Origin of the sequence: Streptomyces chattanoogensis (genome assembly GCF_001294335.1) — a bacterium.
GTDB lineage: Bacteria > Actinomycetota > Actinomycetes > Streptomycetales > Streptomycetaceae > Streptomyces > Streptomyces chattanoogensis.
In genome coordinates this window covers 19712-35556 of the sequence record NZ_LGKG01000176.1, presented here as the reverse complement: position 1 = coordinate 35556, position 15845 = coordinate 19712, and the positions used below count along the sequence as shown (strand labels likewise).

General features: G+C 71.9%; 11 protein-coding genes and 2 pseudogenes. 8 read left to right on the top strand and 5 right to left on the bottom strand.

Annotated features, from left to right (window positions below):
* Positions 1-422: 422 nt before the first annotated feature.
* On the bottom strand, positions 423-1835 hold the full coding sequence (locus tag ADL29_RS33805; protein ID WP_053927360.1) for an aminotransferase-like domain-containing protein: 1413 nt from the start codon (positions 1833-1835) through the stop codon (positions 423-425).
* On the opposite strand from ADL29_RS33805, the gene ADL29_RS33800 reads away from it, so the two are divergent.
* Positions 1834-3090, top strand: coding sequence for an aminotransferase class V-fold PLP-dependent enzyme (locus ADL29_RS33800; RefSeq protein ID WP_053927359.1), 1257 nt, complete (start codon positions 1834-1836; stop codon positions 3088-3090). The two genes, ADL29_RS33805 and ADL29_RS33800, sit on opposite strands and share 2 nt — an antisense overlap.
* Positions 3090-4394 (top strand): MFS transporter, encoded by a 1305-nt coding sequence (locus ADL29_RS33795; RefSeq protein WP_053927358.1) that lies wholly within the window; start codon positions 3090-3092, stop codon positions 4392-4394. Before ADL29_RS33800 ends, ADL29_RS33795 begins: the two co-directional genes overlap by 1 nt.
* 213 nt (positions 4395-4607) lie before the next feature.
* Here ADL29_RS33795 and ADL29_RS33790 read toward each other — a convergent pair whose 3' ends face one another.
* From ADL29_RS33790 to ADL29_RS33780, 3 genes are all read right to left on the bottom strand, one after another.
* Entirely contained in the window at positions 4608-5264 is a 657-nt protein-coding gene (locus tag ADL29_RS33790; protein ID WP_053927357.1) for a GOLPH3/VPS74 family protein, read from the bottom strand.
* A 163-nt stretch (positions 5265-5427) separates the two neighbouring features.
* On the bottom strand, positions 5428-6180 hold the full coding sequence (locus ADL29_RS33785; protein ID WP_245689741.1) for a hypothetical protein: 753 nt from the start codon (positions 6178-6180) through the stop codon (positions 5428-5430).
* A gap of 50 nt (positions 6181-6230) precedes the next feature.
* Positions 6231-6965, bottom strand: a complete 735-nt coding sequence (locus ADL29_RS33780; RefSeq protein ID WP_107095156.1) for an RNA polymerase sigma factor — start codon at positions 6963-6965, stop codon at positions 6231-6233.
* Positions 6966-7454: 489 nt separating this feature from the next.
* Here ADL29_RS33780 and ADL29_RS33775 point away from each other — a divergent pair, with 489 nt between their 5' ends.
* The 5 genes and pseudogenes from ADL29_RS33775 (at position 7455) to ADL29_RS42015 (ending at position 13954) form a co-directional block, all read left to right on the top strand.
* Entirely contained in the window at positions 7455-8261 is an 807-nt protein-coding gene (locus ADL29_RS33775; protein ID WP_157878643.1) for a hypothetical protein, read from the top strand.
* A 158-nt stretch (positions 8262-8419) separates the two neighbouring features.
* A pseudogene (locus ADL29_RS46415) lies at positions 8420-8737 on the top strand (polysaccharide deacetylase family protein); the annotation flags it as partial.
* 70 nt (positions 8738-8807) lie between these two features.
* Positions 8808-10703: a bifunctional polysaccharide deacetylase/glycosyltransferase family 2 protein gene (locus tag ADL29_RS33770; RefSeq protein ID WP_342671190.1), complete on the top strand. Its 1896-nt coding sequence runs from the start codon at positions 8808-8810 to the stop codon at positions 10701-10703.
* 90 nt (positions 10704-10793) lie between these two features.
* A complete protein-coding gene (locus tag ADL29_RS33765) occupies positions 10794-13142 on the top strand; it encodes a transglycosylase domain-containing protein (RefSeq protein ID WP_053927354.1) in 2349 nt (782 codons plus the stop codon).
* Between the two features lie 220 nt (positions 13143-13362).
* Positions 13363-13954 (top strand): annotated as a pseudogene (locus tag ADL29_RS42015) (thymidine kinase).
* Between the two features lie 12 nt (positions 13955-13966).
* On the opposite strand, the gene ADL29_RS33755 reads toward ADL29_RS42015, so the two are convergent.
* Complete coding sequence (locus ADL29_RS33755) at positions 13967-14743, bottom strand: VOC family protein (RefSeq protein WP_053927352.1); 777 nt, start codon at positions 14741-14743, stop codon at positions 13967-13969.
* Positions 14744-14991: 248 nt separating this feature from the next.
* Between ADL29_RS33755 and ADL29_RS33750 the strand changes: the two genes are divergently transcribed.
* The gene (locus tag ADL29_RS33750) at positions 14992-15831 is read left to right on the top strand and encodes a sulfurtransferase (protein ID WP_053927351.1); all 840 of its coding nucleotides are present in this window, start codon (positions 14992-14994) and stop codon (positions 15829-15831) included.
* Positions 15832-15845 lie beyond the last annotated feature (14 nt).

Below are 15845 nucleotides of genomic sequence, written 5' to 3'. Positions count from 1 at the left end.
CGGATGACCAGCGCTGCGGCACGAGCGGCAGCGCTGTCGCCGGACGTGCTGCCGGTCACCTCCGGCTGAGGCAGGCACGCGCACCTGCGCCGGCACCCCTGCTCGGAGAGGCCGCCCTGCGCGTCATGATCTGCCGGATCTTCTTGGCCACATGCGGCGCCAAGCCGCAGCGACAGCGAGAACACGGGGAGCACGGGGTGGCCGGAACAGCAGATGTGTTGATGCGATGCATCTGCGGGATCTGGCGATAGGGGGCACGGCGTCGGCGGGTGCGCTTGGCCGCAGGTTCGCGTCGTGGGCAGGAGTCACAGAACCGGGCACCGAAAAGGCTTCCGTGGACCGCGCAGCAACCTGTCTGAGTGGGCGGAACTGGCAGGCGAGGGCGGCACGGCGCCGCTCGGTGGGCACAAGGTGTGCCTGCCTCATGCCGTAGCGCACGCGCGTGCCGCTGCGCCGAGGCGGCGGACGCCCTCTGCGAGGTCGGCGGGGTTCTCCGAGGCCGCGAAACCGAGCCTCAGACAGGCGCCCGGTTGCTCGGCCGGGAAGTAGCGGGCGCCCGCGTTGACCGCCACACCATGGGCCCGTGCCGCGTCCGCGACGCCGGAGTCCTCAAGGCCGGGCGGGAGCTGGACCCACAGATGCAGGCCACCTTCCGGGATCCGGGTCGGAGTCCAGTCGGGCAGTTCGCGCGCCATGGTCCCGGCCAGTACCGCACAACGTTCCCTCAGGTGCGTGGAAAGGGCGCGCAGATGCCGGTCCCACGCGGGGGTGCTCACCAGCTCCACGGCCGCCTCCTGCAGCGGCCTGGCGATGAAGAAGTCGTCCACCCGGCGCATCCCCTGCAGTCTCCGCATCACCGGTCCACGGGCGATCACCGCCCCGATGCGCAGGCTCGGCGAGGCCGGCTTGGTCAGTGAGGTCAGCTGGACCACCGTGCCGTCGCGGTCGTCTGCGACCAGGGGGAGAGGCACCGGGCCGCCGTGGCCGAGGTGGCGGGCGAAGTCGTCCTCGACGAGGAACGCCCCGGCGGCGCGGGCCACGTCCACGACTTGGCGGCGGCGCGCCGGCGCGAGCACGGTGCCGGTCGGATTGTGGAAGGTGGGCTGGCAGTACAGCAGCCGGGCGCCGGTCACGGCGAAGGCGTCGGCCAGCAGGTCGGGGCGGATACCGTCGCCGTCCATCGGAACGGCCACCGGGCGCAGCCCCGCCGCGCGGGCGGCGGCCAGCGCGCCCGGGTACGTCGGCGACTCCACCAGTACCGGGCTGCCCGGCGCGGCCAGCGCCCGGAACAGCATCGACAGTGCGCCCTGGCCGCCGCCGGTGACCAGCACATCCTCCGGGCCGACGGCGCTTCCCGCCGCTTGGGCGAAGATCGCGCGCAGCGGCGCCAGGCCCGCGGCGGGTGCCCGGTCCCAGGCGCCGGGGCGGCGGGCTGCGCGGGCCAGCGCCGCACTCAACGCCCGTTCCGGGCGGAGCGAGGGGTGCAGATAGCCGCCTGCCATGGCGATCGCGCCCGTGGGCACCGCATCCGAAAGGCCGTCCGCGGCGCCCGGATCGACGTCACGCCCGGCGAGTGCCACTGCCTGCCACGAGGTGTCCGGTGTATCGCCGGCCGAGCGGGCGCGGCGTGGGGCGACGTAGGTGCCGCTGCCCGGGCGGGTGACCACCTCGCCCTCGGCTGCCAGTTGGGCGAACGCCCTCGACACCGTCACCGGGCTGACACCATGACGCCCCGTCAACTCCCGGCTGCTGGGCAGCCGGTCGCCGGGCGCGAGACGGTCGATCTCCGTACGGAGTATCCCTACCAGTGCCTCAGTACTGCTACTCTCAGACATGAGACAACAGAGTAACGCTTTCCTCTCCGCTGGAGAATCGCTCCTCGACACGGCGGCGGAGATTGCGGCGCTGCGCGCCGACACCCCGGGCTGCGAGTCGGTCATCCACTTCAACAACGCGGGCTGCGGCCTGGTGGCCCGCCCGGTCCTCGCGGCGATGACCGATCACCTCCAACTGGAGGCGGGCATCGGCGGATACGAAGCCTCCGCCGCACGGGAGGTCCAGGTCCGCGACTTCTACGCGTCGATCGCCGAGCTCCTGGGCACCGGTCCCGGCAACATCGCCTTCGCCGGCAGCGCGACCCATGCGTATACCAAGGCCCTGTCGGCGATCGACTTCCGGGCCGGCGACGTCATCCTCACCACGCGCAACGACTTCATCTCCAACCAGATCGCGTTCCTCGCCCTGCGCAAACGGTTCGGCGTCGAGATCGTCCACGCCCCCGACCACCCCGACGGCAGCGGCGTCGACGTCCCCGCCATGGCGGCGCTCATGCGGTCCCGCCGCCCCCGCCTCGTTGCTGCGACGCATGTGCCCACCAATTCCGGCCTCGTGCAGCCGGTGGCCGAGATAGGCCGCCACTGCCGGGAGCTGGGACTGCTCTACCTCGTGGACGCCTGCCAGTCGGTGGGGCAGTACGCGCTCGACGTGGACGAGATCGGCTGCGACCTGCTCACCGGGACATGCCGCAAGTTCCTGCGCGGCCCCCGCGGTTCGGGCTTCCTCTACGTCTCCGACCGCGTCCTGCAGGAGGGCTACGAGCCCCTGTTCATCGACATGTACGGCGCCCGTTGGGTCGGGCCCGACACGTACCGGCCGGTGGACAGCGCGGCACGGTTCGAGGAGTGGGAGTTCCCGTACGCCACCCTGCTCGGCTGCGCGGCGGCCGTGCGCTACGCCCTTCGGGTCGGCCTGGAGCCGATCTCCCGCCGGACGCCCGCTCTGGCGGCCCGGCTGCGCGACCACCTGGCAGACATCCCCGGCATACGGCTCCTCGACCGCGGCCCGGCCCCGGCGGCCCTCGTCACCTTCGGAGTCGAGGGCTGGCAGCCGCAGCCGTTCAAGACGGCCCTGGACGAGAAGGGCATCAACTCTGCCCTGAGCTTCCGGGAGTTCGCGCAGTACGACTTCAACGACAAGGACGTCGACTGGTGCCTCCGGCTGTCACCGCACTACTACAACACCGAGGAAGAGGTCGACGCGGTCGCCGCAACCGTCGCCGCACTCGCCGAGCACGGGCAGAAGACCCACTGATGGCATCGGCGCAGGTGGCGGCGGCCGGCGCGGAGGCGGCTGCCGGAAACTCATCCAGGAGTCTCTGGCACAACAAGGACTTCCTCACGTTCTGGCTGGGCGAGACCGTGTCGCTGCTCGGCACCCAGGTGACGACCCTCGCGCTGCCCCTCACCGCCATCCGCGCGTTCGGGGCGAGCGACGAGCAGGTGGGACTGCTGCGGTTCCTGCAACTCGTCCCCTACCTCGGCCTCGCCCTGATATTCGGGGTGTGGGTGGACCGGGTCCGCAGGCGCAGGGTCATGCTCGCCGCGAACCTGGTCCGGATGGTCCTGCTGGCGCTGGTTCCCGTCCTGTACTGGGCGGACGCCCTCGGCATGGTCACCCTGACGGTCATCGCCTGCGCCGTCGGTGTCGCGTCGGTGCTGTTCGACGTGAGCTGGATGTCGTACGTCCCCACCCTGGTCCGCGACCCCGGTCACTATGTAGAGGCGAGCGCGAAGACGGGCGTCAGCTCCTCCACAGCGGATGTGGCGGGGCCCGGTCTGGCAGGCATCCTGGTGTCGGCGCTGACCGCACCGGCGGCACTGATCGTGGACGCCTTCTCGTACCTGGTCTCCGTGATCTCCCTGCTGCTCATCCGCACACCCGAGCCGCGTCCGGAGCAGGGCGCTCGCCGCCACATCTGGTCGGAGCTGCGGGACGGTCTCGGCTGGGTCATGAGGGACAGGATCCTGCGAGCGCTGGCGCTCGTGGGGTTCTGCTGCAACTTCTCCATGATCACCGTATGGACGATGTTCCTGCTCCACGGCACACATGACCTGCATCTCGCCCCGTCGGTTCTCGGTGGCATCTTCGCCACGGCCTCGGTGGGCGGACTCATCGGCGCGTTGATCTCCGGACGGGTGATCAAGCGGTTCCGGCTCGGACGCGGCTATCTGGTGGCCCAGTTGGCCCTGCTGCTCGGCCCGAGCCTACTCGCCACCGCCGCCGGACCGGACTGGCTGGTGATCGCGATGTGCGTGGCGTCCTTCTTCGTCACGTACCTGGGACTCGGCGTCGCCAATGTCATCATCGTCAGCCTCCGGCAGACGAGCACTCCCGCGTCGATGATGGGGCGGATGACCGCGGCTTTCCGGACGCTGCTGTTCGGCGGCGGCGCACTCGGCGGCCTGTCCGCCGGTCTCCTGACCGGCGCGCTCGGCGGCAAAGGCGCCCTGACCGTCGCGGCGATCGGCTCCGCCGCCGTGGCGATCGGACTCTTCGCGTCCCCGGTCACCAGGCTGCCGGCTCTGCCGTCACCGGCGGAGCTACGTGTGCAGTGAATGCCCACGCCGTCGTGCCGAGGCCGTCGTGGTGCGCTTTCCGAGATCGTGGCCTCGCCCCCCGGGGAGAGACCAGGATGGAAGCCCGTTCCGCTGGGGAGACAAGCACCTTGAGTCTGCGTCAGCCCGCGTGCCGCTCACGCCAACGGCCCCGGACGAGGAGTCCGGGGCCGCGACTCGCGCCAGGGGCTGTCCGGTGGGTCGGATGACGGCCTAGCTTGCGGCACTGGCGGCAACGGCAGCAGCGGCTACGGCACCTTGCATGTTACGGATCGCGGCACGAACGCTGTCGGCTGCCCACTGTCCGGACGCGACCTCCGCCATCCGGTCGGCAACCTGCCTCCGCGGGACATCGGGGAATGCCAGGCGGTGCAGCTTGGCGGCGTGGATCAGGGCGACGAGGCCCGCCGTGCGCTCATCCGGGGCGGCGCCGTCCAGGACGACGGCCCGGAGCCGCCGACGCAGCTCCGCCTCGGGGGTGCTGTCGGCCTCGCGGTAGCGGCGCGTCAGGAACAGGCCGAGGGCCCTGTGCTGCTGCTCGACGACCACGCCGCGCGCACACAGGCTTTCCACGGCCGCGTTGGCGGCCTTGCCCCGGTCCTTGGTCAGCCAGTCCGTTACCCGGCGCTTCTCGCGGCCGCGCAGCCAGGCGTCGAGCAGCGCCATTCGGCCGTCGAGCAACGGCTCACCGGTCGGCGTCCTGTCTGTCAGTTCGAGGTACTTGCCCTCGACGGACGCCCTCCCGGTGAGGACCAGTTCCAGCAGGATCGCGCCCGCGACGGCCCAGCCCGCCGCCTGCCGCTGCTCCGGCACCCCGGACTCATCGTCCAGGGAGAGCAGCATGATCTCCTCGGCCAGCGTGATGGCCATCCTCGGTCCCCCGATACGTCTCGTGATCATTGCCGTCAACCAGTCAGACGCCCGGGTTCACGAGGCGGTTGCCAGGGCGCCCCTCACCACCCCTCACCTACCGGTAGGCGCCCGATCGGTGTGCCGTTGCCGACGCGTGGCGCGGACCGGGCCCGGCGCGGGGCTACTGGTGCTTCCCGCCGACGTTCCCCTCGCCTGCCCGGCCGTTCCCGGTCGCGTTGTGCGTGCTGCTGGGGTTGGCGTCGGGCGTGCCGTTGCCGGAGGCGCCGGCGTTCCCCGCGGTGCCGTTGCCGGCGTTCGCGGCGCCGTTGCCGGGTCTGCCCGTGTCGGCCGGCCCGCTTGGCGCGCCCGTCGCCCGCGTCAGCTGCTCGGAGCAGTACGCGGCGACCTTGTCCTTTCCACCGGCGGCCGCGACGAGCCGCTGCCAGGCCGTCGCATCGAGTGCTTTGCCGCGCCCTTCGACCTGCTTGTAGGCGCGGCAGTGGGCCTCGATGTCCTGGGCGGGGGAGGGGCGGTCCGTGGGGCCGGGGCGGCCGGAGGGCGACGGCGAGGCCGTACCGCCCGGCCGGCCCGGGGCGACCGCAGAGGGGTGCGCGGTCCCCCGGCCGGTACCGGCGCCGCCGGTGGACGAGCCGGCCGAACCGACGGCCGCGACCGCGACACCGCCCAGGGTGAGGCCGGCGAACACCATGCCGAACGTCATCCGTGCCGGGCGCCGGACACTCCGCTCCTCGCGCGGCCGCCAGTCGTCCCGGCGCCGGGTACGTGCCCGGCGCCCGTCCGCGCCGTGGGCGGCGGCCCGGAAGGCGGCCAGGGCCCGCTGCTCGGCCTCGGCATCGAGACGGTGTGTGCGGATGGCGGCGCCCAGCACCGTTTCCAGCGTCGCGGAGTCATGCACCTCCCCCGGGCCGGACATGCTGCCGTCAGGGTGCCCATGCCGGTGACGGACCGGTGCTCCGTCGCCGCTCAGCCGTTCACCCATGTCCGCTTCCGTTCTTGTCCGACCGTTTCGATTCGTTGAGGTGCCGGACCCCGACGCCTTCTGGCCGTCCACTGTCGCCCTCGTCGTTCATTCCGACTTCCCCAGCGTTCGGGAAGCCCCTCCGTCACACCCTCGTCCGCCTTGCCGCCGACGCCCAGCTGGCGGGCGAGACGTTTCAGGCCCCGATGGGCGGCCGTGCGAACAGCTCCCGGACGCTTGCCGAGGACGCGTGCGGCGGCGGGACCGTCCAGACCCACGACGACCCGCAGGAGCACCGCCTCGCCCTGGTCCCGCGGCAGCCCGCGGACCAGTTCCAGGGCCTGCTCCGTGGAAAGGGATTCCAGAGCCTGGTCATGAGTGTTGTGCGGTCCGGGCAGGTTCAGCAGGTCCTGTTCGGTCCCGCCGGCCCGGGGCCGCACGCGCTGACGGCGCAGATGGTCCAGTGCCCGGTGCCGGGCGATGGCCGCGGTCCAGCCGCGGAACCCGGCCCCGTCCCCCTTGAAACGTCCGAGGTCGCGGGCTATCTCCAGCCAGGCGTCGGAGGCCACGTCCTCCGCGTCCTCGCCGACCAGCCCGTGCAGATAGCCGAGCAGGCCCGGTTGCACGAGCCGGTAGGCCACCGCGAAGGCGGCCTCGTCGCCGTCCTGGGCCTGCGTAACCGCTGTGCCCAATTCCCCGTCGTACGTCTTTGCACGCCGGGGTTGCCCTACCTGGCCCAAGACTGTCCTCGTTCGCACCGGGTTCATAGCGAGTCCGTGTCGTCCGCCGCGCTCCGGTGGCAACGACGGCCCATGAGGAACAGCGTCCGCCCTCGCAAAAGTGTCACGACGGCCAGGGGCCCTGCACGTCGCTGCCGCAGCCCAGGCCGTGCGGCCGCCGAAGCAGCGTGACGTTTTGCGCCGGCCATGCGCTGGCTGAGTACCGGGGTCGGTACCGCGCAGGCTGAGGGCGAACACCTGCCGGATGCCGGCACCGCCGGACCTCTCTCCGGGCTGCTGCTGACTCCCCCCTGCGAGCGGCTGGGAGAGGGACGGGCGGCCGGGAGCCCCACCGCACGGGCTCCCGGCCGCCCCGCACGAACCTGTCTGGATCGCCCCTTTCCGGAGGCTCTGTCCGTCCCGTGCGGGGCTGGGTGTAACACTTCCGGCCGAGTGCGCTCTCTTCATGCGGGCGACCGCGTCGGTCGGCCGGGAGAGGAGACACGACTCGTGAGGTGGACGGACGGAAGCGGAGCGGTGTACGGCGAGGATCCGTACGGCGGCGCCGGCTACACCTATGCCTACGGCCACGAGTCCGCCTATGGCCAGGAGTACGCCTACGGCCACGAGTACGGAGGGGGCGTCGCGGGCGTCACCACCGACACGGCCTCGCCGGCCTGGAACGGGGTGGCGCCCGCGCAGTGGGCGCACCCGACGGGGCAGGCCACGACGGCAGGGGACTGCCCGCACGGTGACGTCCTCACCGCGCAGCTCCCGGTGTTCGATACAGAGCAGTTCCCGGCGGTCGGCACGCAGCAGCACCCGGTATCCGACACAGCGCAGCTCCCGGTGTTCGACGCGCCCGGCCACCCCGTGCCAGAACCTGACACGCCCCAGAGCGAGTCGGCACGGCCCGTCTTCGTCGATTCCTCGGGGCGACGCCAGCGCCGCGTGCTCCGCGCCGCCCGGCTGCTGGTGATCCCCGCCGGCGGCTATGTCGCCGTGCTGATCAGCACGATGCTGGGCGGCCCCGACATCAGCTCTCCGTTCGTCCCGCACGCGGACTCCGCGCACTCGGCCAGACCCAGGGCGACCGCACCCGACCCCTCGTCCGGCACCGGACGCTCGCCGCGGAGCGCGAGCCCCACCGCGGCGCAGAAGAACTCCGGCACCGCGGCGCAACCGACCCCCGGCCCCACCGGCCGGCCGACAGCCTCCGCCGACCCTGCGGCCCCATCCGGGCCCCCCACGACCGCCGCCCCCGCCCACTCCTCCAAGGGGCGCGGTCTCGGCTCGTCCCACAAGCGCGTGAAGTGATCCAAGGCTCTGACGTGACCGACCGCCGACACCCCAACGCTCCCGCCCGCCGCCACGGCCGCACCCGCCGGCTCAGACCCCGTGCCCACTGGCTCCTGCTGAGCGTGCTCGCGGTGACCCTGTCGACGGCCCTCCTGCTCCAGGGGTACACCCACCACATGTTCCGGATCACCTCGGACGCCGTGACCGGGGCCCGGGGACGGAACGAGGCGGTCCCCCGTCAGGTGACCCACGGCGGCCCCGTGATCGCGGACGCCGCCACCTCCGCGCACACCGCCCGGGTCAGGGACCGCACCATCGCCCTCACCTTCGACGACGGCCCCGACCCCGTCTGGACGCCGCGCATCCTGGACGTACTGCGCCGCAACCGTGTGCACGCGACGTTCTTCGTCGTCGGAACGCAGGTCGTGGCCCACCCGGAGCTGGTCCGCCGGATCGTCGCCGAGGGCCACCAGATCGGCATCCACACCTTCACCCATCCTGACCTGGCCCGCATCGCTCCCTGGCAGCGTTCCCTGGAGCTGCGGGAGACGCAGCTGGCTGGCGGTGGCGGGCGCCGCGGGGGTCACCACCGCACTGCTCAGGCCGCCGTACTCCTCGCAGAACGACGCGCTGGACGATGCCGACTGGTCCGTCCTCAAGCAGGCGGACACGGAAGGCTATGTCACGGTGCTCTCCACACGGGACGCCGAGGACTGGCAGCGGCCCGGTGTGCACCGCGTCCTCGCCCATGCCACACCCCACGGCCACGCCGGGCAGATCGTGCTGATGCACGACGGCGGCGGTGACCGGTCACAGACCGCCACCGCGCTGAGCGCCCTGATCCCACGGCTCAAGGCGCAGGGCTTCCGGTTCGCCACGGTCGGAGCCTCGGTCGGCATGGCCGCGTCGGTCCGGCCCGCCGGGCCCGGCGACCATCTGCAGGGCGTGGCCCTCATCGAGCTGCTCCAGGCCGGCGACTGGACCGTGTGGCTGCTCGGCGTGCTGATGTGCGCGGCCGGAGCGATCAGCGTGCTGCGCGCGGCGGTCGTGCTGATCGCGGCCCGCCGGCACCGGCGGCTGCGGACGGGGCTCCGCGGCCGGTCCTGGGGGCCGCCGGTGACCGAACCGGTCAGCGTCATCGTCCCCGCGTACAACGAGAGCGCCGGGATCGAGGCGGCCGTGCGCTCACTGCTCGCTTCGGACCATCCGGTGGAGATCATCGTGGTGGACGACGGTTCCACCGATGGCACCGCCGACCTGGTGGAGTCGCTTCACCTGCCGGGGGTGCGGGTGATCCGGCAGCAGAACGCGGGCAAGCCCGCCGCGCTCAACACGGGACTCGCCGCCGCCTCGTGCGAGCTGGTGGTCATGGTCGACGGCGACACGGTCTTCGAATCCGACACCGTCCGCACTATCGTGCAGCCCTTCGCCGACCCTCGGGTGGGCGGCGTCTCGGGCAACGCCAAGGTCGTCAACCGCGGTGGCCTGCTGGGCCGCTGGCAGCACATCGAGTACGTGGTCGGCTTCAACCTCGACCGCCGCCTGTTCGACCTCGCCGAGTGCATGCCGACCGTCCCGGGGGCGGTCGGCGCGTTCCGCCGCCGGGCGCTGCTCGCCCTCGGCGGCGTCAGCGACGTCACCCTCGCCGAGGACACCGACCTCACCATGGCGCTGTGCCGCGCCGGCTGGCGTGTGGTCTACGAGGAGGGCGCGGTGGCCTGGACGGAGGCGCCCGCGTCACTGAACGCCCTGTGGCGGCAGCGGTACCGCTGGTGCTACGGGACCCTGCAAGCGATGTGGAAGCACCGCGGCGCCTTGGTGCAGCGCGGCGCCGCCGGGAAACTCGGCCGCCGCGGCCTGGTCTACCTCCTCCTCTTCCAGGTCCTGCTGCCCCTGCTCGCCCCCGTCGTGGACATCTTCGCCCTGTACGGGCTGCTCTTCCTCGACCCGGTCCGGATCATCGGGCTCTGGCTGGCTTTCCTGCTGCTGCAACTCCTGATGGGCCGGTACGCGTTCCGCCTGGACGGGGAACGGCCCGGTCCGCTGTGGAGCCTGCCGTTGCAGCAGTTCGTCTACCGGCAGCTGATGTACCTGGTGGTGATCCAGTCCGTCTTCACCGCCGTTTCGGGCTCCCGCCTGAGATGGCAGCGCATGGAGCGGTACGGCAGCCTCCGGGCCCCGGTGGGCGCGGAGGCGCCCGGCCATGACCTGCCTCCGCAGGATCCCGGCTCCCCGCACCCGGCGCCGTACGACGCCTTGCCGCACCCGGCGCCGTACGACGCCTTGCCGCACCCGGCGCCGTACGACACCTTGCCGCAGCCGGCGCCGTACGCCGACTTCCACCAGCCGGAACCGCACGACGGCCTTCCGCAGCCCCCACCTCACAACGGTTACTGGCAGCCCCCACCCCACAACGATTTCCGGCAGCCCGCACCGCACGAGACACCGCAGTCGTACTGAGCCGTACTGAGCCGTCCTGGGCCGTACCGAGTCGTACTCAGTCGTACCGAGTTATACCGAGTTGTACCGAGAGGACAGTGATCCGAGCCCATGAGCGGACACCGGCGCCGACCGTCGCAGCAGTCCCGTGGCGGCACGCCTGCTGAGGATGTCCGCACCACGGGCCACCGCCCCTCGCGGCACCGGCCCCCCGGACCGGGCACGTCACGCCGTGCCCGGAGAACGGCGCCGGAGAAGAGGCCGGAGAAGAGACGGTGGATCGACTACCCGCACCGGGGCAGGACGGGCCCGCGCCGCTGGCTGCCGTCGATACGTCAACTGCTGGCGCTCTTCCTGTTCTTCTTCGGCGGCACGGCGGCGGCCGTCGGCTATGCCTACGCCACGGTCACCATCCCCGACCCCAACCCCTCGACACTGCTGCAGAACAACGTCTACTACTGGTCGGACGGCAGGGTCCTGGCGACCGACGGCAGCGTCAACCGGCAGAACGTCCCGCTCTCACAGGTCCCCGCCGACGTGCGGTGGGACTTCATCGCCGCGGAGAACGCCTCCTTCTACACCGACCCGGGCATCGACCCGCAGGGCATCCTCCGCGCCGTCGCCCACATGGCCGAGGGCGGCACTGTGCAGTCCGGGTCGACGATCACCCAGCAGTTCGTCAAGAACACCTACCTGGACCCGTCGCAGACGGTCTCGCGGAAGATCAAGGAACTGCTGATCTCCACCAAGATCGGCGCCGCCATGAGCAAGCAGCAGATCCTTCAGGGGTATCTGAACACCTGCTTCTTCGGCCGGCAGGCCAACGGCATCCAGGCCGCGGCCCGCATGTACTACGGCCTTCCGGTGCAGAAACTCGACGCGAGCCAGGGAGCCTTCCTCGCCGCGGCGGTCAACGAGCCGAGCCTCATCCAGCACGCGGACTCGGACCCCACGGCCAGGGCAAAGGCGCGGGCACGCTGGTCCTGGGTGCTCGACCGGATGGTGAAGATCGGCAAGCTGACGCCGGGGCAGCGGGCACGGTACGCGGCCGCGGGATTCCCGGCACCCAGGAAGTGGACCCTCGGCTCGGGCCTCCCGGGCCAGACCGCCCTGGTCCAGCTCGCCCGGTCGTACGCCCAGGCACACGACCCGAGCATCACCGACAGCAGCCTGAGCAGGGGCGGCTACCAGATACACACCACCTTCGACAGGAAACGGACCGCGAAGCTGGCCAGGGCCGTCGCCAAGGTCCGCGCGCAACGCCTCGACCCCGCCCACCGGTCGGCCGACCGGGACGTCCAGGTCGGAGCCGCCTCGGTCGATCCCACGACCGGCAGGATCCTCGCCGTCTACGGCGGCTCCGGCTACGCCCACGCCCACTACTCGGACAACGCCGACACCTCTGGCGTCCCGGTGGGCTCGACGTTCAAACCCATCGTCCTGGCCGCCGCGCTCCAGCACCAGGCCGTACTGAAACCCGGCGAGCCCCCGGCGCGGATCACCCCGGCCAGCAAGTTCAACGGTGACGACGGCATCAAGATCAAGGACCAACAGGGCAATGACGTCACCGACGACAAGGACCCCACCGGCCTCCTCCACCAGCACAACGACACCCCCCGGCGCTGGGGCCACATCTCTCTGCGCAAGGCGATGGAGCAGTCGGTCAACACGCCGTACGTGCAACTGGGAGAGGACGTCGGCTACCGGAACGTGGCCGGGACGGCGCAAGCCCTCGGCTTGCGCCACAGCAGCCTCGCCGCCCCCAGCGCCGGCTTCTACATCGGTACCTCGACGCCGAGCGCCATTCGCATGGCAGGCGCCTACTCGACCTTCGCCGCCTCCGGTATGCGGGCCACCCCCTACTCGGTGACCAAGGTGACCCACAACGGCTCCCCACTCCCCGGCTTCACCGCCCCCGCCCCCGTACGGGCGCTGCCGACGGCCGTCGCCGACAACGTGACCGACGTCCTCCGGGGCGTCATAGCCCGGGGCACCGGCACCAAGGCCAAGGCCCTCGGCAGGACAGCCGCGGGCAAGACCGGTACCACCGACGACTACCATTCGGCCTGGTTCGTCGGCTACACCCCCCAACTGGCCACCTCCGTGGTCCTCTTCCGCGAGGACGCGGCCCACCCCCAGCTCCAGTCCCTGGTGGGCGTCGGCGGCCTGCAAAAGGTGTTCGGCGGCGACATCCCCACCGAAATCTGGACCCAGTACATGACCGACGCCCTCGCCGGCCTCCCCGACGCGCCCTTCCCCGCCCCCGTCCCCCTCGGCCACGGCACCGACGAACCGGGCGCCCCCAAGCCCTCCCCGACCACCACCCCCGCCAACAAGGGCGGAAAGGCCGGCCGGACCGACAGAACAGGCAAGAACGGCAAGGGCGGGACCCTCACTCCCGCGCCCACGCCGGACGCCCCGATCACGAGCCCCAAGTGCCGCCACCACAAGTGCCGGTGACCGTGAGCGAACGCGGGCGGACGGGCTCCCCGGTACCGCCCGGGCGGTACCCGGCCCGTTCGTGCCCCGGTGCGGACGACCGCTGCCCAACCCCCCTTCAGCGCGCCGGAGCTCACCGCGTACGCACTCGGCGGAGGTCCGAGCTCGGCCGAGATGACCCGCAGGCCGTTCTTGCGTCAGGTGCAGCAACACCGTGGGGTCGCGATGGAGTTGTCAGTTTCTGCCGAGAGCCGCAGAAGGCCCACCCGGACATGGCGAACACTCAAGCAAAAGGCCCCTCGCTCTGCAGATCGAGCACAACCGCTCGGCCCGCGGACTGCAGGGCCTGATATGCAGCCGGCTCTCCTCCGGCGGCCGGGTCGACTACGTCATCGCCGACGAGGCGCAGTTCCTCGCCCCCGAACGGATCGACCAGCTCGCCCGCGTCGTGGACGACCTCGGCCTCGATGTCTTCGCGTCCGGCAGCACCACCGACGTCCGCAGCAAGCTCTTCCCTGGCTCGCAGCGGCCGGTGGAACTCGCCGACCGGGTAGAGGTGTTGCAGGTCGATGCGCTGCGCTGGTGCGGTGCCCGGGCCACGCACAATGCCCGTACCGTCGACGGCCGGATGGTCGTGGAGGGTGCGGGGGTCGTCGTCGGCGATGTGGTCGGTGATGCCGGTGACGATGTGGCGCGCCCCCAGGCCGAGGTGGGCTACGAGGTGCTGTGCCGGCGTCATCACCGCCGTCGGCAGACCTCCGCCACCGGCCCGTGCGGCCGCGTTCTCCCCGGACGTCCTGCCGGTCGACGCAGCGCGAGGGACCGCGCCCTGACGGTGTGGTCCGTCAGCGCTTCTGGATGATCGTGAACGAGGCGCCTTCACTGTCGGCGACCGTCGCCAGCCTGCCGTGCACGGAGTCCTGCGCCGGCTGCAGCACCCGCCCGCCCAGCCCGGTGACCCGGCGCACCGCCGCGTCGGTGTCCGAGACCGCGAAGTACGTCATCCAGTACGGGCCGCGGTCCCGCAGCGGGCCGTTGCCCACCCCGTGGATACCGGCCACCGGATGGCCCTTGATGTGCAGGGTCAGATAGTCGAAGTCGGCGGAACCCACGGGCTCCGCCTCGAACCCGAAGACCCGTTCGTAGAACGGCTCCACCACGCTGGTCTCCTGGGTGACCAGTTCGTTCCACACCGGGGTGCCCGGCTCGCCGCTGACCGCGGTGCCCATCATCGACCGGCCCTGCCAGATGCCGAAGATCGCGCCCTGGGGGTCGGAACCGATCGCCATCCGCCCCGCGTCGTCGTCCGCGTCCAGCGGTCCGACGGCCACCGTCCCGCCGCAGGAGCGGATCTGGTCGGCGGTGGCATCGGCGTCCTCGCTCGCCAGATAGGTGGTCCAGGCGACGGGAAGATGGCGGTCGGGCGCCAGTTCGCCGACCCCGGCCACCTCCCGCCCGTCCAGGAAGGCCCGGGCGTACGGACCGAAGTGCTGCGGTCCCGGACGGAACTCCCAGCCGAAGAGCGCGCCGTAGAACTCCTGCGTCGCGGACAGGCTGTGTGCCAGAAGGCTCACCCAGCAGGGCGCGCCGGGCATCCGCCGAGTCGCTGCCTCGGTCGTCATCGTCACTTACTCCTCGGAGCCTCGGGATGGTGGCCATGGGGGACGGGCGCGGGGCCCGAGCAGATGCTCGCACCCTGTGACCTGCTGTGCGCCCCGGCCGCGCCGTCCTTGGCGCGTTCGCGGGGGAGAATGCCCGTTTTGCTGGCCGGGATCCGGTTCGTTGGGGGCGTCAACTCGCCCAACTCCGCCATACGGAGGGTGGGCCGCTGCCTTCTCTACGTAGCTGTCGCTACGCAAGGATGAGTCCCATGAATGCCATCATCACCGCTACCGAACTCGCGAGCGAGTTGACGGGGCCCGCCGCCCCGGTGCTCCTCGACGTCCGTTACCAGCTCGGCGGCCCGCCCGGCCGCCCGCAGTACGAGGCCGGACACCTGCCCGGTGCGGTCTATGTCGACCTCGACGGTGAGCTGGCCGGCCCGCCCGGTCCGGCAGGCCGCCACCCGCTGCCCGACCCGGCGGTTTTCGCCGGGGCCATGCGGGCGGCCGGGGTCCGCGCGGACCGCCCGGTGGTCACCTACGACGGCGGTCAGGGCTGGGCCGCGGCACGCGCCTGGTGGCTGTTGCGCTGGTCGGGTCATCCGGACGTCCGCGTACTCGACGGCGGCCTCGCCGCCTGGCAGGCGTCCGGCGGTGCCATGAGTGTCGACAAAGTGACTCCGCAGTCCGGTGACTTCACACCCGTCCCGGGGGCGCTGCCGCTGCTGACGGCGGACGACGCCGCCGCTCTGGCGCGCCGGGGCGTCCTCCTGGACGCGCGGGCCGCCGAGCGCTACCGCGGCGAGGTGGAGCCCATCGACCGCGTCGCCGGCCATATCCCCGGCGCCGTGTCCGCCCCGACGACCGAGAACGTCGTGGACGGCGGCACCACCTTCCGCGACGCCGTCGAACTGGCCAAGCGGTTCGCGTCACTGGGCGCCACCGAGGACGCCGAGGTCGGGGTGTACTGCGGTTCCGGTGTCTCCGCCGCCCACCAGGTGCTCGCCCTCGCCGTGGCCGGCATCCCCGCCGCGCTGTACGTCGGTTCCTGGAGCGAATGGTCGGGCGACCCGTCCCGCCCGGTGGCCACCGGCCCCCAGCCGGGCTGAGCCCCGCCGAGGTC

Coding starts and splice junctions, on each gene's coding strand:
- ADL29_RS33785 (WP_245689741.1), bottom strand. CDS start 6,180: ATGTCCGGCCCGGGGGAGGTGCATGACTCCGCGACGCTGGAAACGGTG.
- ADL29_RS33765 (WP_053927354.1), top strand. CDS start 10,794: ATGAGCGGACACCGGCGCCGACCGTCGCAGCAGTCCCGTGGCGGCACG.
- ADL29_RS33750 (WP_053927351.1), top strand. CDS start 14,992: ATGAATGCCATCATCACCGCTACCGAACTCGCGAGCGAGTTGACGGGG.
- ADL29_RS33790 (WP_053927357.1), bottom strand. CDS start 5,264: ATGGCCATCACGCTGGCCGAGGAGATCATGCTGCTCTCCCTGGACGAT.
- ADL29_RS33755 (WP_053927352.1), bottom strand. CDS start 14,743: ATGACGACCGAGGCAGCGACTCGGCGGATGCCCGGCGCGCCCTGCTGG.
- ADL29_RS33805 (WP_053927360.1), bottom strand. CDS start 1,835: ATGTCTGAGAGTAGCAGTACTGAGGCACTGGTAGGGATACTCCGTACG.
- ADL29_RS33795 (WP_053927358.1), top strand. CDS start 3,090: ATGGCATCGGCGCAGGTGGCGGCGGCCGGCGCGGAGGCGGCTGCCGGA.
- ADL29_RS33800 (WP_053927359.1), top strand. CDS start 1,834: ATGAGACAACAGAGTAACGCTTTCCTCTCCGCTGGAGAATCGCTCCTC.